The sequence below is a fragment of the Enterococcus sp. DIV1067f genome, assembly GCF_050543505.1.
Classification (GTDB): Bacteria; Bacillota; Bacilli; order Lactobacillales; family Enterococcaceae; genus Enterococcus_D; species Enterococcus_D entomosocium.
This window is the reverse complement of sequence record NZ_CP172940.1, coordinates 3,122,879-3,144,028: the sequence shown is the minus strand read 5'-3', so window position 1 is coordinate 3,144,028 and position 21,150 is coordinate 3,122,879. Positions and strand designations below refer to the sequence as shown.

The 21,150-nt window shown below is 44.0% G+C and carries 20 protein-coding genes; 13 read left to right on the top strand and 7 right to left on the bottom strand.

Translation table 11 applies throughout. The features are described from left to right. Positions 1-24 precede the first annotated feature (24 nt). From IGJ42_RS14475 to IGJ42_RS14465, 3 genes are all read right to left on the bottom strand, one after another. The gene (locus IGJ42_RS14475; RefSeq protein ID WP_429946831.1) at positions 25-1,077 is read right to left on the bottom strand and encodes a helix-turn-helix domain-containing protein; all 1,053 of its coding nucleotides are present in this window, start codon (positions 1,075-1,077) and stop codon (positions 25-27) included. A 243-nt stretch (positions 1,078-1,320) separates the two neighbouring features. After that, positions 1,321-1,638 carry a DUF960 domain-containing protein gene (locus tag IGJ42_RS14470; protein WP_005233624.1) on the bottom strand — a complete coding sequence of 106 codons (318 nt, stop codon included), beginning with the start codon at positions 1,636-1,638 and terminating at the stop codon, positions 1,321-1,323. 318 nt (positions 1,639-1,956) lie between these two features. After that, positions 1,957-2,571, bottom strand: a complete 615-nt coding sequence (locus IGJ42_RS14465) for a 50S ribosomal protein L25/general stress protein Ctc (protein ID WP_005227923.1) — start codon at positions 2,569-2,571, stop codon at positions 1,957-1,959. A gap of 300 nt (positions 2,572-2,871) precedes the next feature. Between IGJ42_RS14465 and IGJ42_RS14460 the strand changes: the two genes are divergently transcribed. The 3 genes from IGJ42_RS14460 to udk all read left to right on the top strand — a co-directional run bounded on the left by IGJ42_RS14460 (position 2,872) and on the right by udk (position 4,993). Next, complete coding sequence (locus tag IGJ42_RS14460) at positions 2,872-3,588, top strand: 16S rRNA pseudouridine(516) synthase (RefSeq protein WP_008379390.1); 717 nt, start codon at positions 2,872-2,874, stop codon at positions 3,586-3,588. A gap of 14 nt (positions 3,589-3,602) precedes the next feature. After that, a complete protein-coding gene (locus IGJ42_RS14455) occupies positions 3,603-4,286 on the top strand; it encodes a YjjG family noncanonical pyrimidine nucleotidase (protein WP_008379392.1) in 684 nt (227 codons plus the stop codon). An 83-nt stretch (positions 4,287-4,369) separates the two neighbouring features. Beyond that, complete coding sequence (udk, locus tag IGJ42_RS14450) at positions 4,370-4,993, top strand: uridine kinase (protein ID WP_005227927.1); 624 nt, start codon at positions 4,370-4,372, stop codon at positions 4,991-4,993. Between the two features lie 352 nt (positions 4,994-5,345). Here udk and IGJ42_RS14445 read toward each other — a convergent pair whose 3' ends face one another. The 3 genes from IGJ42_RS14445 to IGJ42_RS14435 are packed head-to-tail and all read right to left on the bottom strand — an operon-like array spanning position 5,346 to position 7,825. Next, positions 5,346-5,819, bottom strand: coding sequence for a GNAT family N-acetyltransferase (locus tag IGJ42_RS14445; protein ID WP_429946829.1), 474 nt, complete (start codon positions 5,817-5,819; stop codon positions 5,346-5,348). 11 nt (positions 5,820-5,830) lie between these two features. Next, positions 5,831-7,147: a sensor histidine kinase gene (locus IGJ42_RS14440; RefSeq protein ID WP_005233642.1), complete on the bottom strand. Its 1,317-nt coding sequence runs from the start codon at positions 7,145-7,147 to the stop codon at positions 5,831-5,833. A gap of 3 nt (positions 7,148-7,150) precedes the next feature. Next, on the bottom strand, positions 7,151-7,825 hold the full coding sequence (locus tag IGJ42_RS14435) for a response regulator transcription factor (RefSeq protein ID WP_005233644.1): 675 nt from the start codon (positions 7,823-7,825) through the stop codon (positions 7,151-7,153). 131 nt (positions 7,826-7,956) lie between these two features. Between IGJ42_RS14435 and IGJ42_RS14430 the strand changes: the two genes are divergently transcribed. The 6 genes from IGJ42_RS14430 to IGJ42_RS14405 all read left to right on the top strand — a co-directional run bounded on the left by IGJ42_RS14430 (position 7,957) and on the right by IGJ42_RS14405 (position 14,169). Next, positions 7,957-8,679: a polyphosphate polymerase domain-containing protein gene (locus tag IGJ42_RS14430; RefSeq protein ID WP_196043801.1), complete on the top strand. Its 723-nt coding sequence runs from the start codon at positions 7,957-7,959 to the stop codon at positions 8,677-8,679. Next, on the top strand, positions 8,669-9,346 hold the full coding sequence (locus tag IGJ42_RS14425; protein ID WP_196043800.1) for a DUF4956 domain-containing protein: 678 nt from the start codon (positions 8,669-8,671) through the stop codon (positions 9,344-9,346). Before IGJ42_RS14430 ends, IGJ42_RS14425 begins: the two co-directional genes overlap by 11 nt. A gap of 15 nt (positions 9,347-9,361) precedes the next feature. Beyond that, positions 9,362-11,218, top strand: coding sequence for a carbohydrate-binding domain-containing protein (locus tag IGJ42_RS14420; RefSeq protein ID WP_016621916.1), 1,857 nt, complete (start codon positions 9,362-9,364; stop codon positions 11,216-11,218). 170 nt (positions 11,219-11,388) lie between these two features. Then, entirely contained in the window at positions 11,389-12,873 is a 1,485-nt protein-coding gene (locus tag IGJ42_RS14415; RefSeq protein WP_016612931.1) for an ABC transporter permease, read from the top strand. Between the two features lie 10 nt (positions 12,874-12,883). Then, positions 12,884-13,549, top strand: a complete 666-nt coding sequence (locus IGJ42_RS14410; protein ID WP_005233653.1) for an ABC transporter ATP-binding protein — start codon at positions 12,884-12,886, stop codon at positions 13,547-13,549. 167 nt (positions 13,550-13,716) lie between these two features. After that, on the top strand, positions 13,717-14,169 hold the full coding sequence (locus IGJ42_RS14405) for a YaiI/YqxD family protein (RefSeq protein ID WP_142964512.1): 453 nt from the start codon (positions 13,717-13,719) through the stop codon (positions 14,167-14,169). 52 nt (positions 14,170-14,221) lie between these two features. Here IGJ42_RS14405 and IGJ42_RS14400 read toward each other — a convergent pair whose 3' ends face one another. Further along, a complete protein-coding gene (locus tag IGJ42_RS14400; RefSeq protein ID WP_429946826.1) occupies positions 14,222-15,964 on the bottom strand; it encodes an ABC1 kinase family protein in 1,743 nt (580 codons plus the stop codon). A 182-nt stretch (positions 15,965-16,146) separates the two neighbouring features. Between IGJ42_RS14400 and IGJ42_RS14395 the strand changes: the two genes are divergently transcribed. The 4 genes from IGJ42_RS14395 (at position 16,147) to acpS (ending at position 21,061) form a co-directional block, all read left to right on the top strand. Then, positions 16,147-17,241, top strand: a complete 1,095-nt coding sequence (locus IGJ42_RS14395; protein WP_005233659.1) for a D-alanine--D-alanine ligase — start codon at positions 16,147-16,149, stop codon at positions 17,239-17,241. Positions 17,242-17,327: 86 nt separating this feature from the next. Next, the gene (locus IGJ42_RS14390) at positions 17,328-18,677 is read left to right on the top strand and encodes a UDP-N-acetylmuramoyl-tripeptide--D-alanyl-D-alanine ligase (protein ID WP_429946824.1); all 1,350 of its coding nucleotides are present in this window, start codon (positions 17,328-17,330) and stop codon (positions 18,675-18,677) included. A gap of 290 nt (positions 18,678-18,967) precedes the next feature. After that, positions 18,968-20,494, top strand: a complete 1,527-nt coding sequence (gene cshA, locus IGJ42_RS14385; protein ID WP_010749100.1) for a degradosome RNA helicase CshA — start codon at positions 18,968-18,970, stop codon at positions 20,492-20,494. A gap of 201 nt (positions 20,495-20,695) precedes the next feature. Further along, positions 20,696-21,061: a holo-ACP synthase gene (acpS, locus tag IGJ42_RS14380; RefSeq protein ID WP_005233665.1), complete on the top strand. Its 366-nt coding sequence runs from the start codon at positions 20,696-20,698 to the stop codon at positions 21,059-21,061. Positions 21,062-21,150 lie beyond the last annotated feature (89 nt).

Here is a 21,150-nt window from a genome sequence, read left to right as displayed (position 1 = left end):
AATGATTTTAAAAAGAGCGTACCGCTATTCAAGTGGGCGCTCTTTTTGTTGCGGAAAGGCAATGATGGGTTGGAAGAAAGAGACGTCTTGCCAAATGCATTCATAGAGTAAGGGCAACTCGGGATGCTTCTTTAAAAGTTTTTCGTAGTGGGGAAGCTGTGTCAAGAAAGCACGGACCAAGCGTTGTGAACGTTCAGATAAGCGAGGATTTAATGGCGGGTAGACAAATAAATTGCCCTCCAATAATGCCCCCAGCAGATGGGCTTGGAAAATTTTCGGCAAAAGAACCTCTAACGGCTGCTCGATTGGATACTGCCTCAAAACTGGGGTGATGATTTGGCATAAGAGGCCAGATTCTTCTGCAGGTACATAGAAAGGCTCCAGTGTTAGAAGCTGTTTCCATAAAAACAAATAGCTGCGTTCACCGACTAAGTAGAAACATGGAACAAAGTGTTTGGGAAAAACTTGTTGAGTAAACGTGATTGATGTGTTGGGATAAAAAGCAGTTTTCCGTAACTGATGGATTTGTGTCAGCTCCTGAAACGCTTGATTGGGGGAGATAAGCGCTGGGTTTGCTAAGAGGGTAAGGCGAAAAAGCACATAGCGCAATTGTCGTTCGTTGCCAGTGATTAAAGGATAACTGCGGCGATCGATAGCTAGTTGATAAGGTGCTAAAAAGTTAGAAAAGGATGAAAAGCGCCGATGCAAACTGGATGGGCTGAGATAATAGCGTTTGTAGAGATCTGCAAAGGAAATAGTCGGCATTTTTAACAAGAGCAAGAGTAGCTGATAATTTGCACTTTTATTGAATAATGCAGCAATCATTTCCATATGGGGGAGGGAGCAACTGGCTGATTGCTGCAAATGACGGTCTGCACGAATGTGCCCTTGTTGTACATCATAGTGGAAGAATGGGTCCTCGTTTAAATAGCTTGACAGCAGCCGACGGATCGTTTTGACAGAGATTTTTTGGGCGGCAGCAGCTTTATTCAAAGGCAGGGGATTTTCGGTTAAAAGTGTTGTGGAGAGTCGCAGCATTTGCATAATATCTTTTTCAAGGATATTTTTCAACATCATGCACCTCTTTCAGCTAAATTTTGCAACTGTCCTTATTATAAGGGAACTTCATTCGTTATTTTCACTCGCAAAAAATAGTCAATAAAACGTAATAAAAAACGATGTTTTTGTCGAGTATTTATTTGAAATTGCTGCTAGACAGAATTAAATGAAAGGAGGTATGCAAAAAAAAACCACCTTCTAAAATAAAAAGGGTGGTTTTTTATATAGGTGTCGTTATAAAAAGAGAATGGCGAATGGGCGTTAACGAGTCTCGCTAGGCAATAAAATCGTTTGCCGCTGCCCATCATCATACACATAGACTTTTTGGGGATACAGGTCGGAATACCGGTAAGGTAGATCAACACCAAGTTCGATTTGACTTTGTGCTTGAGAAAAAAGCAGTGTGACACGACCATGATTGTTTTGGACTTCAAAGGTGAGCAGATTTGTCAACGGAATAAACCCTTTTAAATCAAGATCGATGATCAACCAGATACTATCGATCAATTCGCTAGGTAGTGTTTGAACAATACCGCCAGAAGCGTAACGACTGCGGTGATCATCAAATGTTTCAAACATAATAAACCCCTCCTTCAAGTAGGCTTGCCATTAACATCAAATTTGTCTATTTATCATAATGAAGAACCGTCAAAAATGCAACTACTTCTGCTTTTCTTTTTGGTCAGCGACGCATTTTAACTATTTTCTTAAAAATTTGTTGGGTTGGCTGGACCAAGCTTTCCCAAAGACGTCTTTCAATGGGAAATAGTCAGTTGCAGCATACCAGCTCTTCGTAAGAATGAAAAGGACTCTTGAAGGGAAATCCCTTCAAGAGTCCTACATTTCTTAGAAGTGTCTGTTGATTGAAGACGTGGTCTTAAGAACGGTGTTCTATGATTACTCTTCGTCTTCACCGATAACTGCTGGTTCAGCAGCTTCGCCGGCTTCTTCATCTTCAGAGATTTCTTGTGGTTCAGTAACCGCAACGATTTGTTCTTCTGGATCGGTCACGATCGTGTACTCGTCGTTCTTAGGCAGATCAGCCACTGTTAATGAATCGCCGATCTCTAATGACGTCACATCGATCTCAACACGTTCAGGCAATTTGTCTGGTGTTGCTGATACAACGACTGTATACAAGTTTTGTGCTAGAACACCACCAGCTTTGACACCAGCAGATTCACCAATTAAGGTTACTTCTGCTTCTACTTCTGTTTCTTCATTCATATCGACAGATAGGAATTCAACGTGGGTTAAATTGCGTGTGAAGGTATCTGATTGATACTCTTTGATCAGTGTATTGACTTTTTTGCCTTCTAAACTGATCGTGATTACGGTATTCAATCCATTTTCACGCAAGATTTTTTCTAATTCTGCTGCATTGACAGCAATCGGTGTGCTTTCTACTTTGTACCCATTGACAATTGCAGGTACTTTTCCTTCGTGACGCAACTTGTTCCGTAAAGAACGTGGGCGAACTTCTCTTTTCGTAACTTCTAATGATACTGACATAACTCAATTCCTCCTAAAATTTTCTCGTTAGTAACGAGATTTTTTAAGCAAATTTTGTTAACTCTGCACATTAAGTGGTACGTGAGTGAAAACACGCAAAAGGGCAGTTGTGTACACAACTGCCCCAGAAAGTTTTGGTTCAACTTTTCTCCACCAGGTCATAACGCTGTGTATGAGAAACTATATTTACTTTACTCTTTAACCTTACGCAAAAAGACAAAGAAAGTCAAATCATTTGAAATCCTGGCAGTTTCCTTTCGCTAGATCCTAAGCTATAATAGCCACTATGGAGAAAAATTTATGCGTTTAGATAAAGTGATCGAGCAACAATTGAATACATCTCGGAAAGAGATGAAACGGTTGTTTCAGCAAGGAAAAGTCTTTGTGGATCATAGGATTGAACGAAGGCCCGAGCGCAACGTCGATAGCAGCTTGCATCAAATCATGGTTGCGGGGCGGCAGTTGGAAACACAGGAACGCTATTATATCGTCAACAAGCCCAAGGGTGTCGTTACAGCCAATCTGGATCAACAGCACCAGACAGTGATCGCTTTGATTGCACCCGAAGATCAACATCCTGATCTTTATGCCGTCGGTCGATTGGATCGGGACACGGAAGGGTTGGTATTAGTTACGACGAATGGTCAGTTAGGCTATGACTTGCTGCATCCCACCAAAAAGGTGACCAAGCGATATGAAGTGGTGGTCAATGACTTGGTGACTCCTGAGGATGTGGCGGCATTTGCTGCAGGGATCACCTTTCATGGTGGTGTCACTTGCAAACCAGCTGCCCTAACGATCATCGATGCCCGAGCGGATCATTCCTTTGTTTCGTTAGAAATTGCTGAAGGCAAGTTCCATCAAGTGAAAAAGATGTTTTTAGCCCGAGGGAAAAAAGTCATTCAGCTGAAACGAACAGCGATGGGTTCGCTGGTTCTACCAGATGATTTAGCAGTGGGCAGTTATCGCTCGCTGACGCAAGAAGAATTAAAAGGACTGGCGGCGCATTTCCGCTGAGAAAGAGGGAGAAAATGAAGTATAAAACATTATTATTTGATGTCGATGACACGATCCTCGACTTTCAAGATACCGAAGATCAAGCCTTAAAAGCACTGTTTGAAGCTCATGGCTTGGAAATGACTCCAGAGCGCAAACAAAGCTATCAAACGATCAATCATGATTTGTGGCAGCAGTTTGAGCAAGGGAAAATCACGAGAGACCAAGTCATCAATGAGCGTTTCGGCTTGTTTTTTGAAACGCAAGGCATTCAGGTCGATAGTCCAGCAGTTGAATTGGCGTACCGAGAATTTCTAAATGAAGGACATAAACTGTTAGACAACAGTGATGAGATCTTAGCGGAGTTGGCGCAGCATTTTGACCTATACGTGGTTACGAACGGGGTTTCTGAAACCCAGTACCGTCGCTTGGAAGATGCCAAATTGAAGCCCTATTTCCGTGATATTTTTGTTTCAGAAGACACGGGTTATCAAAAACCAATGAAAGAATATTTTGACTACGTGTTTGCCCGCATACCAAACGTTAAAAAACAAGAAACAGTCATTATTGGCGATTCACTGACTTCAGATATCTTAGGCGGACAATTGGCAGGGATCGACACGATTTGGTTTAATCCAAAGAAAAAAAACAGTGGTGAGATTCAGCCTACCGTTGAGATCGAACGTTTGCAGCAATTACTTCCTTTATTGCAGCACTGATTCTACAGAAACAGTAGTAATTTGCCGAATTTTCGCTATAATAGAACCAGTGTGAATTTTTTAAGATGAAAGAGGTTAATTGAATGACGAATGGCAAGCCCATTATTATTGGTGTGACAGGTGGATCAGGTAGTGGAAAAACAAGCGTGAGTCGGGCGATCTTTAATCATTTCCCCAACCATTCTATTATGATGCTTGAACAAGACTCCTACTATAAAGACCAAAGTGATCTGAGCTTTGAAGAACGGTTGAACACCAACTATGACCATCCTTTTGCATTTGATACTGATTTGTTGATCGATCACTTGCAGCAGCTGCTTGCATATCAAACGATCGAAAAACCTGTCTATGATTATGTCGCTCATACTCGCAGCGAAGCAACGATCATTCAAGAACCCAAAGAAGTCATTATCTTGGAAGGGATCTTGATTTTAGAAGATGAGCGATTACGTAATTTAATGGATATTAAACTTTATGTTGATACAGACGATGATATTCGGATTATTCGCCGAATCAAACGTGATATGGAAGAACGTGGCCGGACGTTGGATTCTGTGATCGAACAATACTTGACGGTCGTAAAACCGATGTATCATCAATTTATCGAACCGACAAAACGGTATGCTGATGTCATCGTACCAGAAGGCGGCGAAAACCACGTAGCCATTGATTTGATTACGACCAAAGTGGCAACCTTTTTATCCTAAGGTTTCTTGAATCCATCGATTTGAACGTTTCTTTTGAGAAGAAACAACTGGTTCATGTAAAACTGCTGATAAGTGCTCTTTCTTGAAAGATGTTTATCCGCAGTTTTTGATTTTATAAAAAAAAACAGTAGTATTCCGACTAATTTTATGGTAAAGTAATCCTCATGCGACGAGTCGAGAAGGTCTAGCATTAGCTGACCAGATTGATAGCAGAGGCACACCGCGTAAGCAACCTACCGGATTTGTAGGGTGTCGGAATATTCCTTTTGTGGAGATAGGGTATTCTACTAGCAATAGTACTGTGAGTGAAAAAAGCTGTGAACAATTTTGTTCACAGCTTTTTTTTGTTTATTTACGTGAGAGAACGGCGATAGATGGTGGAAGACTCTCCCCAAGGGTGGTAGCCAGTGCCGATCGGTTCGAAAGCAAACTGCTCATAAAAAGTAGAAAGATCCGTACATAGATACAGAGAATCAAAACCAGCTCCAGCAGCGCGCTGTTTAGCTGTTTCGATCAAAAGGCGGGCACCGCCTTGGCCACGCCACAAAGGGTCCACATACAAGGCGCAAAGCCAAGGCGTCAAATCCATCCGACTGATGAAGTCGTTGGGGATCAAGCCGCCGCAGCCGATGATTTGATAAGGTCCGTCGGATGCCATCTCATCGTTGACCAGCAGTAGCCATTGCGGCAAAATGCTTGTTGAAAAACTATGGGTCAGGCTGTCTTCATAAACCATGAGGGAATCGGGGCCAGCCCACTGTTTTTGGAAGTAACGGATCGCTTCTGCTAAGTATTCAGGGTGTTCTTTAAGGGTGATGACCTGCATTTTTTTCTCCTTTATCCTTCTTTAGGTAAGCGAATCTGAAAAATAACCCCTCGTGGCTGCAGATCTTTGACCAGAATTTGTCCTTTGTGCTCTTCGACGATTTGCTTGGCGATCGCTAAGCCTAAACCATAGCCGCCGGTCTCCTTGGAGCGAGAACGATCCTCGCGGTAGAAGCGGTCAAAGATGCGAGCTTTCTCTTCATCGGAAATAGTTGGTCCCGTGTTTTTGACCTCGATCAGCCATTGCTTGTTAGAAATCTCCGATAAGAGCGTAATTTTATCACCACTGCTGGTATATTTTAAGGCATTATCTAGGAGAATCACGAGGACTTGATGAATTTTCTTTTGATCAAAGCAAGCGGTCGTTTTGGCAAAATTTTCGACAATAAAATGTTTTTGATCCAGTTCGGCAATTTCTTTGAAAGGTTTGACTAAGTCATCGATAAACGGAACTAATTCGACGGTTTCTTTCGTTAACAGCAGTTGATTGGAATCACTGCGGGCAATCGTTAGTAGATCTGCCGTTAATCCAGTTAGCCGTCGGGTTTCCGCTAACGCTTGTGCAATGCTTTCAGATTCTTCAATGATCGTATGATTGGGCTTGGTAAACAGGCGCTCCAGACTATTTTGAATGATCGTCAATGGTGTGCGCAGCTCGTGAGAAGCATTTTCGACAAATTCTTGTTGTTTCTTCCACGAGGCTAAAATTGGGCGCATGTTCAAGCTGGAAAGCAAGTAGCTGATCCCGATCGAGAGAATCCAGAAAAAAATCATCGATAAAATCAAGATGGTTTGGAAATTGTTCATGGCATTTTTGATTTGATTGGTGTTCGCTAAGACTTGGATATAGCCGACCCCGGCGTCATTGGTTGGGGCTTTGGTGGTGATTGAGCGAAACAAAAGTGTCTCTTCTTCCTCTGACAAGGACTGATCCACCACTGAAAAAGACGTGATACTGTCTAAATGGCTCGTATCTAAAGATAGACTTGCCAATTGTGAAAAACGGCCGCCTAAAGTCTGTTTGTTTAAAATCTCGCCGTCCTCAGACCAGAGGATCAACTGGGTGTTGAAGCGATTGGTACCAGGGATCTTCGGCATTGCACTATCTGGTGGCAATACCTCTAGATTGGATTGTGAAGCGCTGATCTCAGCTTGGATCAAGCGGGTATCTTTGACTGCTTGTTCCAAAGAAATATCGGTTTGACGATAAGCCGATTGGTTGAATAATTGGAGCACGATCGTTCCTAAAAGTAAGAAGACCAAAGCAAAGGCACTGACATTTAGGAGAAAGGAGTGCAGCCGTTGTCTCTTAGAGCGTTCTTTATTCATAGACTAGGCTCCTTGCATAATATAGCCGACATTTCGCAACGTACGGATCTCTTTGTCGATTCCTGTCTGGCGCAAGTGTTTTCGCAGATTGCTCATGTAGACTTCTACGACAGTCAGGGTCGTTTCTGAATCGAACCCCCAGATGCGATCAAAAATCTGTTCCTTGGTCAAAATAATGTTTCTATTTTGTAGAAAATAGAGCAGTAGCTCAAATTCTTTCCCTTGAATCGGTAAAAGCTCCCCTTGATAGCTGACCTCGTTGGTGCCAAGGTTACAGAGCAACCCATTATATTCCAGTGTATTTTCATTGAACAAACCTAAGGAGCGTTTTAGCAACGCTTTGATCCGCATCAATAATTCTTCCCGATAAAAAGGCTTAGTCAAATAATCATCAGCCCCTTTTTGAAAGCCGGTTACTTTGTCTTCTAAGCCGTCTTTGGCTGTTAAAATCAGGACGGGTGTTTGGAGTCCTTTTTTTCGTAATGCTGAAAGCACCTCATAGCCGTTCATCTCAGGCATCATCAAGTCAAGAATAATCAAGTCATAGATCCCCGTTTCCGCCTCGTACAAGCCTTCACTGCCATCATATGCTTGCGTGACTTCACCGATTTCGCTGACGATCTCTTTCATATTTTCAGATAATGTTTTGTCATCTTCGATTACTAATAATTTAATCATGTTCCCACCTCTTTAAGGATAAGAATAGCACGAATAGCATAAAAAATGCTTAAAAAAACTGTTTTGTCTTAAGCTGCATTTAAGATAGCTGCCGTAAATTCAGTGCATGGATTTCAAGGGAGGAACATTTTATGAAATTAAAAAAAGTCTTTCAAAGAAAAGAGACGAAATATCTATTAACTAAGGAGCAATTTCCAGCATTTCTTGGCGAGTTGCAGCAAAAAATGACGATCGATGAATATGGGCAACACACGATTATGTCCTTGTATTACGATACCCGGGATTACCGCTTTATTCGTCATTCGATGGACAAACCGAAATACAAAGAAAAATTTCGGGTCCGCAGCTATGGGGTACCGACAGAGCAACAGTTGATTTTTTTAGAGATCAAGAAGAAAGTCAGTGGCGTGGTCTACAAACGCCGCGTTCCGATGCCCTATGCTGACTATTGCCGCTGGATGCAAACGGGGGTCTTGCCGTCAATGGAGGAAGCCCCGCAAATCGCCGCGGAGATCCACTGGTTATTTAAGAAAAACCCGGACCTGCTGCCGAAAGTATTGATTGCCTATGATCGCCTGTCGCTGTTTGTTGATGATGATAGTGAATTTCGCGTGACGTTCGATCAAAACATTCGCTTTCGCACCTGTGATCTCATGTTAGGTTCCGGCAGTGACGGTGCGCTAGTCGCACCGGAAGTCGGAGTGTTGATGGAAGTCAAAGCCCTCGGCTCTTATCCAATATGGTTTGTGGAACTGCTGAACAAATACAGTGTGCGCAAAGGCAGCTTTTCAAAATATGCCCAAACCTATCAACGGCATTTATTCAAGAAGGAGGAACGGTTACATGTTATCTAGTCTATTTTCTGGCGATACGAGCACCCTTGAATGGAGTAGCTTATTGATCTGTATCGCCGCCTCATTGCTTTTAGGATTATTAGTGGCAGCGATCCATATGATCCGCAATGTCTATACGAAAAACTTCGTCATTACCTTGGCAGTCTTACCGATTCTCGTTCAATCGGTGATCATGCTAGTCAACGGCAATCTTGGCACAGGGGTGGCGATCTTAGGTGCCTTCAGTTTGATTCGTTTCCGCTCGGTTCCCGGGGGTTCTAGAGAGATTACCAGCGTCTTTTGGTCGATGGCGATCGGTCTGGCAACTGGGATGGGGTATGTCGGCTATGTTGTCATTTTTTCCATTATCGTGGCGCTTTTCTTGACCCTTTTATATACGATGCCCTTTGGCGATCGACAAGCCACGAGTGAACGGGAACTGAAGGTCACGATTCCGGAAGATTTGGATTATCCACAATTATTCGATGATCTCTTTGAAAAATATACGCATTCTGCCAAACTGACATCGGTTCGAACGACGACGATGGGAAGCTTGTATGAATTGCGCTATCAGTTGCTGTTAAAAGACCAAGCGCAAGAAAAGCAAATCATTGATGAAGTTCGGGTTCGTAATGGCAATTTACCTGTTGTTTTAGGCAAGCTCACCGCTAACCGCGATGAGCTGTAGAAGGAGGAACCTTTTATGAAAAAACTCATTTATCCACTCTTGCTCTCATCGCTGCTCTTAGGCGCTTGCGGGCAAACCGATAGTACTAGCACGAGCAGCAGTTCCAGTTCCGCAGCAGCAGTTTCCGGTTCTGCCGCAGTGACCAACGTTTCAACGACCCTTGATGATTCTGTGGACTATTACGGTAGTTACGAAGAAGAAGATGTTGATGCTTCCTACGATGAGGCAACTGCTACGCAACTTGAATTGAATGGCAGCGACACGACGGCTGTTGATGGCGTTTCAGTGGAAGACCAAACCGTGACGATCACCCAAGCCGGCACCTATGTCGTCAGCGGGTCGTTAAGTAATGGCCAACTGGTTGTCAACGTCAACAAAGAAGAAAAAGTCCATCTGATCTTTGCCGGTGTCACGATCACCAATGAAGACGGGGCGGCCGTCGTCATCGAACAAGCAGAAAAAGTCATCACGACCTTAGCCAGTGATACGACGAATACTCTGACGGATGGCAGCAGCTACACCTTGGCTGAAGGCGAGACAGAACCAGATGCTGCCTTTTATAGTAAAGAAGATTTGTCCATCAACGGCGATGGTACTCTGGTGATCACAGGAAATTACAGCAACGGATTGCGCAGCAAAGATGATTTGGTTTTAGCAGGGGGGACGATTGAAATCACAGCGAAAAACAATGCCATCAAAGGAAAAGATTCCGTGTCGATCTTGGCGGGGAACTACACACTGAACACCACTGAAGGAGATGGTATCCAAGCGAATAATACGGAAGATGCGGAAAAAGGCTACGTTGCGATCGATGGTGGTACCTTTACGATCCAAAGTGGTCGTGACGGGATCCAAGCAGAAACAAATTTAAGCATCCAATCAGCTGATATCACGATCAAAACGGCTGACGGAGCCCAAAGTCAGTCGCTAGTGACGGATGAAAGTTACAAAGGATTGAAAGCTGGCGGTGTGATGACCATCAGCAGCGGCACCTTTACGATCGATAGTGCGGATGATAGCTTGCATGCCAATGATACGATCAACATTGCAGGTGGCACGATCACTGCCAGCAGTGGCGATGATGGGATCCACGCCGACAATGAATTGACGATCTCCGACGGAACGATTTCTATCGAAGAATCCTATGAAGGATTAGAAGCAAGTGTAATCACGATTGCAGGTGGCACGACACACGTCGTGGCTAGCGATGATGGGATCAATGCCGGTGGTGGCAGTGATACGGATGAAACAACGGGACAATTTGGTCAAGACAGTTTTGGCGGCGGCCCTGGCGGCGGCGATACCGCGGATGACAGTAAACAGATCACGATCACTGGTGGAACGTTGGTCATTGATGCCGAAGGGGATGGCCTGGATAGTAATGGCAATGTCACCATGAGTGATGGCGTCGTCATCGTAAATGGTCCAACGACCGGTGGCAATGGTGCTTTGGACTATAACGGCACATTTGAACTCACCGGCGGCGTCTTGTTAGCGGCAGGCACGACCGATATGGCCATGAACGTTAGCGGTGGTAGTCAACAGTCGATCGGAATCAGTTTCGATCAAACCCAATCAGCCGAGACCCTAGTGACCTTAAAGGACAGTCAAGGTCAGACGATCTTGTCCTATGCCCCAAGCAAAAGCTACCAACACGTGGTTCTTTCCAGCCCAGATTTGACCGATAGCAGCTATACGTTGGTCAGTGGTGGGACGAATGATGCACAAGCAGTCTCCGGTTATTATGCTGGCGGAACCCTCAGTGATGGGACAGAGTTAGGAACATTGTCCGTCACGGATACTATCGCTAACTTGACCCAATCAGGTGCAACAGCGACAACCAATCAGATGGGCGGTGGTTTTGGTCGTTAGTTGAAGTTTCACCGATCATCACCAAATGGTTATCAATAAATCGAACAGATCGCAGGCAGCCGTTGCGGTCTGTTTCTATGATTCAAAAAATCAGGAGACGGTTTAAGGTCAATTTAAGCTAGGATCCTTATAGTCGAAAGACAATAAATAGCTATTCAGGAGGAACAAAGATGAATTTTTTGAAACGAGGTCTCCAAAGTTTATGGGCGAAAAAAGGCCGGAGCCTGTTGCTGATCGCCGTATTTTCTGCAATCTTGATTTTTGTATTGGCGGGTCTGACGATTCGCAGTGCGGCACTAGTAGCGACTGAAAATGCCCAGAAAAGTGTTGGCGCAACTGTGACGTTGCAAGCAAACCGCGAGCAGGCTTTTCAGCAAAGGAGCTCTTCTTCTGACAGCGATGACCAAAGCACCCGACCAGATCCAGGGAGTTTTCAATCGACACCAGTAGCGATTACTGATGCCCAAGCGATCGCCGATTTAGACGGGGTTGCCTCATATAGTTTTGAAGTCAGCACCTCTGCTGATGCCGTCAGCGGGATCGAACCGATCTCCAGCAGTGACTCATCGACAGAGTCAGAAGCAACCGATAGCAGCGAGACGGGGCAAATGGACGGTATGCCAGGAGGAATGCCTGGTGGGAATATGAGTACGGGTGATTTCCAAATCACTGGTGTATCAAGCAGTGCGGCGTATACGACTTTTTCGGAAGGAACAGCGACGATCACGGATGGAGAAGGAATTACTTCTGAGGATGAAGGTACGAACCAAGTCCTGATCGAATCCTCACTAGCTGAAGCGAATGATTTGGCGGTCGGAGATACGTTTTCGATCACTGATGCAGAGGACAATGAAGTAGAAGTGACGATCAAGGGAATCTATGAAACGAGTGAAGTTGGCAACAGCATGAGCCAAATGTTTAACTTTCTCAACCCAGCCAACACGATCATTGCCTCTTATACTCTTGCCAATACGTTGAGCGGCAATGAGGACACCATTGATTCAGCAACCTATACCTTGAGTGATCCGTCTGAGATGACAGCATTCGTGGAAGAAGCGGAAGGGTTGATCGATACAGAAACCTACAGCATTCAAACCAACGATCAAATGTATCAGTCGATGCTGACACCATTGAATAATGTCGCTAGCTTTGCAAAAAATATTATTGTGTTAGTTGCTGCTGCCGGTATCATTATTTTGACGTTGATCGTGATGATGTCGATTCGGGAACGTCGCTATGAGATTGGTGTATTGCTCTCTTTAGGCGAGTCACGGGCTAAAGTGATCCTACAGTTTTTCACAGAGATTTTTGTCTGTATGGTATTTGCTTTAGGGATCGCGGCCGCTAGCGGCAATCTTGTCGGTAATGCCGTCGGAGAGCAATTATTGGCACAACAAACAGAGACAACGACTGATCAAGCAGCCACTGAAAACGCTGGTCCTGGAGGCGGGGAGATGCCGCAAATGGGCGGAAATCGTGGGGGTTCTTTCCCATCCTTCACCCAATCAGCAGAAGTGGAGTCCTTAGAAATCACCGTTTCCCCTCAACAAATTGGTTTATTGGCATTACTCGGTCTAGGGATCAGTTTTGGCTCGATCTTACTCTCTTCCGCGGGCATTTTGCGGTTGAATCCGAAAAAAATCTTGGTTTCTTAGGAGGAACGACATGACATTACGAACAGAACAATTAGGATATTGGTATCAAAGCGAAGCAGAAGCGCTGTTTCGTGACGTTGATTTGACCTTTGAACCTGGCAAGATGTATGCGATCTTAGGTTCCAGCGGATCGGGGAAAACAACTTTCCTGTCACTGATCACGGGCCTAGATACACCGAAAGAAGGAAAGATTTTCTACAATGAAGAAACGTTAGCAAAAATCGGATTGCGAGAATACCGCCGCAAAGATGTTTCCATCGTGTTCCAAGCGTATAATCTATTGCCTTATATGTCGGCACTGGACAATGTGATCACAGCCATGGCGATCGCGAAGTCGCAGCAAGCCGATAAAAAGGCCTATGCTTTAGCCAACTTAGCCAAAGTTGGCATCACGGAAGAGCTGGCACTGAAAAAAGTGACCCAATTATCGGGTGGGCAACAGCAGCGGGTCGCTATCGTTCGCGCGTTGTGCTGTGAACATGAGCTGATCGTAGCCGATGAACCGACTGGAAACTTGGATGAAACGACATCTAAAGAAATCGTCAAACTGTTTCAAGAAATTGCCCATGAGCAAAAAAAATGTATCATCTTAGTGACCCATGAACAAGAGGTAGCAAAGGCTTGCGATGTCGTTTATGAGTTGAAGGAACGAGCATTTTCTAAAATTGAAAGGTGAGCTTTGCGTATGGTAACTGCTAGTTAGTGAGACAAAGATCGTCATTCTTATTCCCTCATTGAGCAAGACTGAAATGAAAATACCGCAAAGTCTGCTTGCATCTTCTAGGTGCTCCTCTTACAATAGAAGTAATTGTAAAAGAAGGAACTTTTGAGAGGAGCAAGCAGATGCGGCTTTTTATTGACGGCGACGGTTCGCCGGTGAAAAATGAAGTGATTGAACTGGCTCAGCAGTATCAGCTGCCGGTAGTGATCGTGACCAGTGTCGATCATTATACGACCAAAGACTATCCCGCCCATGTCCACTTTGTCTATGTCGACAAAGGCTCGGATCGCGCGGATTATGAAATCGTGAAGGAGATAGAACCCGGCGATTTTCTCGTCACCCAAGATTATGGCTTAGCTTCGTTAGTCTTGCCCAAAAAAGCACGAGTTTTTCACCATAACGGTACAGAGTATTTGCCAGAAACGATCGATTTTTTATTAGGTCAACGCTACTTAGGTGCGCAGATGCGTAAAGCAGGCAAGCGCACAAAAGGACCGAAGCCCTTTACGAAAGAGGATCGGGAAGCCTTCAAACGAATCTTTGAAAACGAATTGCGACAGATCCTTGCAAAATAAGCACCCTCAAGACCCAGCTTCTGCATGAACCACGGGAATTGAAGGTGCTTATTTATTTCTTGCGAAAACGATCATAGAAGTATTTGCTGACTAAAGCCACGATCGCGAAAAATGCTAAGGTATATCCGAAGATCCCCATCTGATGGACGAAGGCTCCTTGTTGCGGGCTGGCGACCACCAATAAGGAAGAGCCAAGGATGACCGCAGCTAGAATAATACCGATCACCAGTCGATTGACCATCTGATCAAAGCGGTCCAATAGCTGTTTTTGTTCGCGGATCTCTAAATTCAACCGGTGTTTACCAGTGGCAAAAGTGTCTAAGACAGCCAAGGTCCGATCAGGAAGGTGGCTAAGTGCCCGCAAGCTTTTTGCGGTTGCCAAGGCGCTTTTTTTCACCTCGTCTTCAATACTCAGCTGCTGTAAGAAATATTTTTGTGCAAAAGGCTGAGTGACTTCCATCATTGATAATTCGGGGTCTAAGGCTTTGATCACACCTTCCAAGGTGCCAAAAGCCTTAATCAGCAAGGTGATGTCTCGATGCATCTGCAGTTGGTTATCATGGCAGATCGTGATGACTTCCCCCATCACTTTTTGCAAGTCGATATCCTTTAGCGGCATATTATAGTAGTTTTCAACAAATTTTTGAAGATCCTGATAGAAGGCGACTTCATCAAAGGAACTGCCGCTGCTGTTGCACAAACGCAAGACAGCTTTGCCGACTTCTTGGGTGTCTTGGGTATACAAAGCAATCAATGCATCAGCTAAGCGACTGCGTAATGACTGATCCAAGTGTCCCATCATCCCAAAATCTAAGAAAATCACTTGGTAAGGCGGCATAATCGCTTCTTCTTGCCATTTCAATGAATAATCAACACCGCCGAGGACACCGACGCGCTTTTTGACTTGGAATGGTTTTGGTCGGTTGGTTTGATCTGTGAAGACATGTAAAAAAAGATTGCCAGGATGCGGATCAGCGTGAAAGAAGCCATCTTCAAAGACTTGCTTCATAAAGTTTTCGACTAATAGCGTTCCCACTTGTTTTTTCACTGCTTTCACGGACTGATTGTCATAAACGATATCTTGATTTTTGCGGGTCAGTAAGCAGTTCAAGCTTTCACCTGCCATGTAATCCATGACTAATATTTTTTGGGTACACCATTCGGGATAAACTTTTGGCAATGCCAACTGCGGGTCTTGGTGATTGTTGCGGTAGAATTCCTGTGCATTTTTCATCTCTTGCAAAAAATTCGTTTCATTGGCAAGTGATCGTCGGACTTCGCTTAGCACGCTTTTTAAATCCACCACATTGGCTTCTGGAATTGCGCGAACCAACGGCAGGGCTTTTTCAAAAAGATCGAGATCCACTTGAATCGCCGCAATGATTCCCGGATGCTGCACTTTGACGATCACTTCTTTGCCGCTGATCAAGTTTGCTCGGTGGGCTTGTCCGATGGAAGCTGAGGCGACTGGGATTTCATCAAAAGCGGAAAAAACTTCCGTTAGTGGCTGCTGTAGTTCTGCTTCCAGCAGTGCTTTGACCTTGGGAAATGGATCGCTTTTGACATTGTCTTGTAACTGCTTGAAGGCATCAACGAAAGTGCTGGAAAGCAGGTCATTGCGGACCGAAAGCATCTGCCCGATTTTGATAAATGTTGGTCCTAATTCTTCAAACGCTTGACGCACCATTTCGGGGTGCTGCTGTTTGCTGATATTTTGAACGACTTTGTATTTCAAAAAGACTTGAAGGATTTGTTTTAATCGTCCTTTTCTAGAAGGAGCAGTTTGTTCTGTCATAGGTCCCACCTCTTTAAACGTGCCGTGATATATTCATAGTACTGACAAAATGAAAAACATTCAACTAACGACTGTGTAAGCTTAAAGAAATTTCTGCAAGATTTAATGCCGGTTGGTCGATTTTGTGCTAAAATGTGGAAGACTTAGTTTGGTAGAATCAATGAATACAGGAGGAAATTCTTTTGAAAATCATTTTATTATACGGGGGACGCAGTGCAGAGCATGAGGTATCACTGTTATCCGCTTTTTCAGTTGTTAATGCTGTATATTATAATTACTACCAAGTTCAATTAGTAATGATCACTAAAGAAGGACGCTGGTTAAAAGGCCCATTATTGTCTGAGGCGCCAACGTCACCAGATACTTTGGCATTGACCAACGAAGAGACCAAAGGGGAAGAAATTTCACCTGGGGCAATCTATGAAGAAGACGCGATCGTCTTTCCATTGCTCCATGGACCAAACGGCGAAGACGGCACGATCCAAGGGTTTTTAGAAACCATCGGAATGCCTTATGTCGGTGCTGGTGTCTTGACTAGTGCCTGTGGGATGGACAAAATCATGACCAAGTACATCTTGCAAGCTGCGGGAATTCCGCAAGTTCCGTATGTACCAGTCTTGAAAAATGCGTGGAAAGAAAATCCGAAAAAGATTTTCGATCAATGCGAAGGCAGTCTCCTTTATCCGATGTTTGTCAAACCAGCCAACATGGGATCAAGTGTCGGTATCTCGAAAGCCGAGAACCGCGAAGAACTGCAAAATGCGTTGCAAGAAGCGTATCGCTACGATACCCGAGCGATCGTTGAACAAGGAATCGAAGCCCGTGAGATCGAAGTCGCTGTTCTTGGAAACGAAGACGTGCGGACCACCATGCCGGGAGAAATCGTAAAAGATGTTGCGTTTTATGATTACAATTCCAAATACATTGACAACCGAATCGAGATGCAGATTCCTGCGCAAATTCCCGAAGAAACACAAGCCAAAGCCCAAGAGTTTGCGAAAAAAGCCTATACGATGTTAGGCGGCAGTGGATTGAGCCGTTGTGATTTCTTTTTGACCAATAAAAACGAGCTCTTTTTAAATGAGCTAAACACGATGCCGGGATTCACTGAATTCAGCATGTACCCATTGCTATGGGAAAAGACCGGATTGCCGTATGGTGATTTGATTGAAGAATTGATCCAATTAGGGATGAATCGTTTCAACCAAAGACGTTCTTTCTTGACGAATGTGGAAGAAGCAGAAGTTGAAGCAGAGAATGAAAAAGAAGCAGAATAAATAGCAGGAAGAAAGCCAGCTCAACTCAAGGAAAATACTTGAAGCGATCTTGTGCTTTCTTTTTTTGTAAAAAAGGAGCGAAACTGATGAATTTTACTGTAAAAGAAGCCGCTGCCGTATTTGGTCAGCCAATTGAAAATGAGACACCACTTGCCTCTGTGGAGTTTGACAGCCGTCTAATCAAAGAAAACAGTCTTTTTGTTCCCTTGGCGGGGACTCGGGATGGACATGAATTTGCCCAACAAGCCAAAGACAATGGTGCGATCGCGACATTGTGGAGTCATCCCACCATCCAACCACCGCAAGGCATCCTTGTGATCCCCGTCAAGGATACTGTCAAAGCGTTCCAACAGTTAGCACGAGCCTACAAAGAAAAACTTGTGCCAAAAATCATCGCTATTACCGGAAGTAATGGGAAAACAACCACAAAAGATATGGTAGACGCGGTTATGGCACAAAAATACCAGACCTACAAAACTCAAGGTAATCATAACAATGAACTAGGCGTGCCTTTGACTATCTTGCATGCACCAGAAGATACGCAAGTGTTGATTTTAGAAATGGGAATGGACCATGCAGGAGAGATCGAAGTCCTTTCGCGCTTAGCAGAACCTGATGCTGCTGCTATCACGTTGATTGGCGAAGCCCACATTGAAAACTTAGGGTCCAGAGAAGGGATCGCCAAAGCCAAAATGGAGATCACCGCAGGATTGAAAAAAGACGGCTTCTTTATGATGCCGGTGGATGAACCATTGTTAGACCCCTTTGTTCCTAACTTGACGCAGACCATTGAAACTTTTGGCTTAACAGAGGGAGATCTGCAAGGAGACATCGTAGAGGAATCGCAAGATCAAACGATTTTTACGGTAGCAGGTACGACTTTTACCTTACCGGTATTAGGCGGTTATAATGTCAAAAATGCCTTGATCGCGATTGGGTTAGGACGTCATTTTGGTGTAGCAGATGAAGCCATCAAGAAAGGCTTGGCGCATTTTCAATTAACGAAAAATCGGACCCAATGGGTAACTGCCGGTAACGGAGCAGCGATTTTGAGCGATATATACAATGCCAATCCGACTGCCATGGGTCTTGTATTGGATAGTTTCCGCAAATTGCCGTTAGAAGGACGACGGATCGCCGTATTGGCAGATATGCTTGAATTAGGACCAGATTCTGCACAAATGCACGAGCAGATGGCCGCACATTTAGATGACTCGTTCCAACTAGTTTTTCTTTATGGCAAAGAAATGCAAGCATTGCAAAAACGACTAGCTCAGTCACCACTTTCTGACAAGGTGCGCTATTTTGCGACAGATGAAAAACCACAACTGATCGCCTCCTTAAAGGAAACTTTAGAACCTTCCGACAGCTTGGTAATCAAAGGGAGCAATGGCATGGGCTTGAGCGAAGTCGTTGATGCACTAAAAGGAATGTAAAGCGGAGTTGAAATCTTGCTGAAACTTTCAAAACGTGTTATACTTATCTAACGCCGAAAGATGAAGCACAGAATGATTACTGTAAAAAACATTGACGTTTTGAGATAAAATGATGGCTGAGACAAACAACACTTGTTTTAGCCTTTTATAATGCCTTCGTGAAGCGGTTTTTCGGTACCGAGAGAAAGATAAGAGTAAATGGGACTACTCTTGTGTTTCTGAAGAACTAACCTACGCTTCGATGATAGAAAAACAGGCATCGAAAAGATGACCAGCCTAGGAGGATCCATTTGAAATTTAAAGATCTAGAATTATCCAACGAATTATTGACTTCTGTTGAGCGTGCCGGCTTTGAAGAAGCAACACCCATCCAAGAAGCAACGATTCCATTAGCCTTAGCAGGCAAAGACGTGATCGGTCAAGCACAGACCGGTACTGGTAAAACCGCCGCATTTGGTTTGCCAATGTTAGAAAAAATCGACCCAGCGAACCATCAACTACAAGGATTAGTGATTGCCCCAACCCGTGAATTAGCGATCCAAACCCAAGAAGAATTGTATCGTCTTGGTAAAGACAAAAAAATTCGCGTTCAAGCAGTTTACGGTGGAGCCGATATCGGCCGTCAAATCCGTCAATTAAAAGATCGTCCCCATATCGTAGTTGGTACGCCAGGACGTATGTTAGACCATATCAACCGCCACACCTTAAAATTAGGTACGGTTGAAACGCTTGTATTAGATGAAGCAGACGAAATGTTGAACATGGGCTTCTTGGAAGATATTGAAAAAATCATCAGCCAAGTGCCAGATGTTCGTCAAACGTTGCTATTTTCAGCAACAATGCCGCCAGCAATCAAAAATATCGGCGTGAAATTCATGAAAGAGCCTGAACATGTTCAAATCAAAGCCAAAGAAATGACCGCTGATTTGATTGATCAATACTATGTTCGCTCAAAAGATTACGAAAAATTCGATGTCATGACTCGTTTGTTGGATGTGCAATCACCAGAATTGACGATCGTTTTCGGTCGTACGAAACGTCGTGTTGATGAATTGGCACGTGGTTTAGAAGCCCGTGGCTACAAAGCTGAAGGCATTCATGGGGACCTTTCTCAACAAAAACGGATGAGCGTTTTACGTTCATTTAAGAGTGGTCAATTAGATATCTTAGTTGCCACAGACGTAGCAGCTCGCGGATTAGATATTTCTGGTGTTACACACGTTTACAACTACGATATCCCTCAAGATCCTGAAAGCTATGTTCACCGGATCGGACGTACAGGTCGTGCCGGAAAAGGCGGAATGTCAGTGACTTTCGTTACACCAAACGAAATGAGCTACTTGCATGTCATTGAAAACTTAACGAAAAAACGGATGACACCAATGCGCCCACCAACCGAAAAAGAAGCTTTTAAAGGTCAATTAGGTGCCGCAATCGAATCTGTTGAAACAAAATTGGATGAAAATGGTTTGGATAAATACTTGCAAGCAGCCGACGATCTTTTGGAACGTTATTCTGCACAAGATTTAGCAGCACTGCTTCTAAAAACAATGGCGAAAGATCCAGCTGATTTAGAACCAGTCAAAATCACACCAGAACGCCCATTACCTCAAGGAAAAAAATCATTCAATAAAAACGGACGTCGCAGCAATAACAGCAATGGCGGCAATCGTAACCGCAAAGAAAACGGTGGGAACCGTGGCGGCGGCAACGGCAATAAAGCCCGTGGTAACTATTCAAAAGATGGTGCCCGTAAAAACAATCGCCGTAGCAACGACAAAAAACGCGGTTTCGTTATCAGAAATAACCAAGACTAATTGAGTTTGTGGACCTTGTAAGGAAACTTGCAAGGTCTTTTTATATAAAAAACAAATACGAGCGATTGAAAATCTTAATCTCCGTATAAACTCGTCAGATTTGAATGGTAATTCGCCATTTTTTTGGTAGAATGGTAACTAGCTGAACAAGGGCCAATTCCAATTTGGAAACCCCTATCTTAAGTAAAGGTAGCGAGAAGAATGATTAAAGGAATCGGGATCGATGCAGTCGAGCTGCCTCGAATGAAAGAATTAATTGAAAAAAAACCTCAGTTTATAACGCGTATTTTAACAGAGAAGGAAGCAAAATTATTTGCCCGTTTGCCCCTGAAACGTCAGGTAGAGTTCCTCGGGGGGCGCTATGCCTGCAAAGAAGCGTTCTCGAAAGCTTGGGGGACGGGGATCGGCAAAGTTTCTTTTCATGATATTGAAGTCTTGACCAATGAATTCGGTGCACCGATCGTTACCAAAGCACCGCACCCTTTAGAAAAAACGTTTGTCAGTATCACCCATACAAATGATACTGCCTTTGCACAAATTATCTTAGAAGTATCTGATAGTGAGTAACCTGAGTGGAAGTCGTCACTTGGTGAAAAAACGACGATACTTTATGGACGAACAGCCGACTACATAAAACCAACTTAATTTGTTTGTCT

Excerpts from the sequence above, each read along its gene's own strand:
- IGJ42_RS14445 (WP_429946829.1), bottom strand. The coding sequence starts at position 5,819 with ATGCAGGTCATCACCCTTAAAGAACACCCTGAATACTTAGCAGAAGCG.
- IGJ42_RS14430 (WP_196043801.1), top strand. The coding sequence starts at position 7,957 with ATGAAATTAAAAAAAGTCTTTCAAAGAAAAGAGACGAAATATCTATTA.
- IGJ42_RS14435 (WP_005233644.1), bottom strand. The coding sequence starts at position 7,825 with ATGATTAAATTATTAGTAATCGAAGATGACAAAACATTATCTGAAAAT.
- IGJ42_RS14440 (WP_005233642.1), bottom strand. The coding sequence starts at position 7,147 with ATGAATAAAGAACGCTCTAAGAGACAACGGCTGCACTCCTTTCTCCTA.
- IGJ42_RS14405 (WP_142964512.1), top strand. The coding sequence starts at position 13,717 with ATGCGGCTTTTTATTGACGGCGACGGTTCGCCGGTGAAAAATGAAGTG.
- IGJ42_RS14415 (WP_016612931.1), top strand. The coding sequence starts at position 11,389 with ATGAATTTTTTGAAACGAGGTCTCCAAAGTTTATGGGCGAAAAAAGGC.
- IGJ42_RS14425 (WP_196043800.1), top strand. The coding sequence starts at position 8,669 with ATGTTATCTAGTCTATTTTCTGGCGATACGAGCACCCTTGAATGGAGT.
- IGJ42_RS14455 (WP_008379392.1), top strand. The coding sequence starts at position 3,603 with ATGAAGTATAAAACATTATTATTTGATGTCGATGACACGATCCTCGAC.
- IGJ42_RS14420 (WP_016621916.1), top strand. The coding sequence starts at position 9,362 with ATGAAAAAACTCATTTATCCACTCTTGCTCTCATCGCTGCTCTTAGGC.
- IGJ42_RS14390 (WP_429946824.1), top strand. The coding sequence starts at position 17,328 with ATGAATTTTACTGTAAAAGAAGCCGCTGCCGTATTTGGTCAGCCAATT.
- IGJ42_RS14460 (WP_008379390.1), top strand. The coding sequence starts at position 2,872 with ATGCGTTTAGATAAAGTGATCGAGCAACAATTGAATACATCTCGGAAA.
- IGJ42_RS14410 (WP_005233653.1), top strand. The coding sequence starts at position 12,884 with ATGACATTACGAACAGAACAATTAGGATATTGGTATCAAAGCGAAGCA.
- IGJ42_RS14400 (WP_429946826.1), bottom strand. The coding sequence starts at position 15,964 with ATGACAGAACAAACTGCTCCTTCTAGAAAAGGACGATTAAAACAAATC.
- acpS (WP_005233665.1), top strand. The coding sequence starts at position 20,696 with ATGATTAAAGGAATCGGGATCGATGCAGTCGAGCTGCCTCGAATGAAA.
- IGJ42_RS14475 (WP_429946831.1), bottom strand. The coding sequence starts at position 1,077 with ATGATGTTGAAAAATATCCTTGAAAAAGATATTATGCAAATGCTGCGA.
- IGJ42_RS14465 (WP_005227923.1), bottom strand. The coding sequence starts at position 2,571 with ATGTCAGTATCATTAGAAGTTACGAAAAGAGAAGTTCGCCCACGTTCT.
- IGJ42_RS14470 (WP_005233624.1), bottom strand. The coding sequence starts at position 1,638 with ATGTTTGAAACATTTGATGATCACCGCAGTCGTTACGCTTCTGGCGGT.
- udk (WP_005227927.1), top strand. The coding sequence starts at position 4,370 with ATGACGAATGGCAAGCCCATTATTATTGGTGTGACAGGTGGATCAGGT.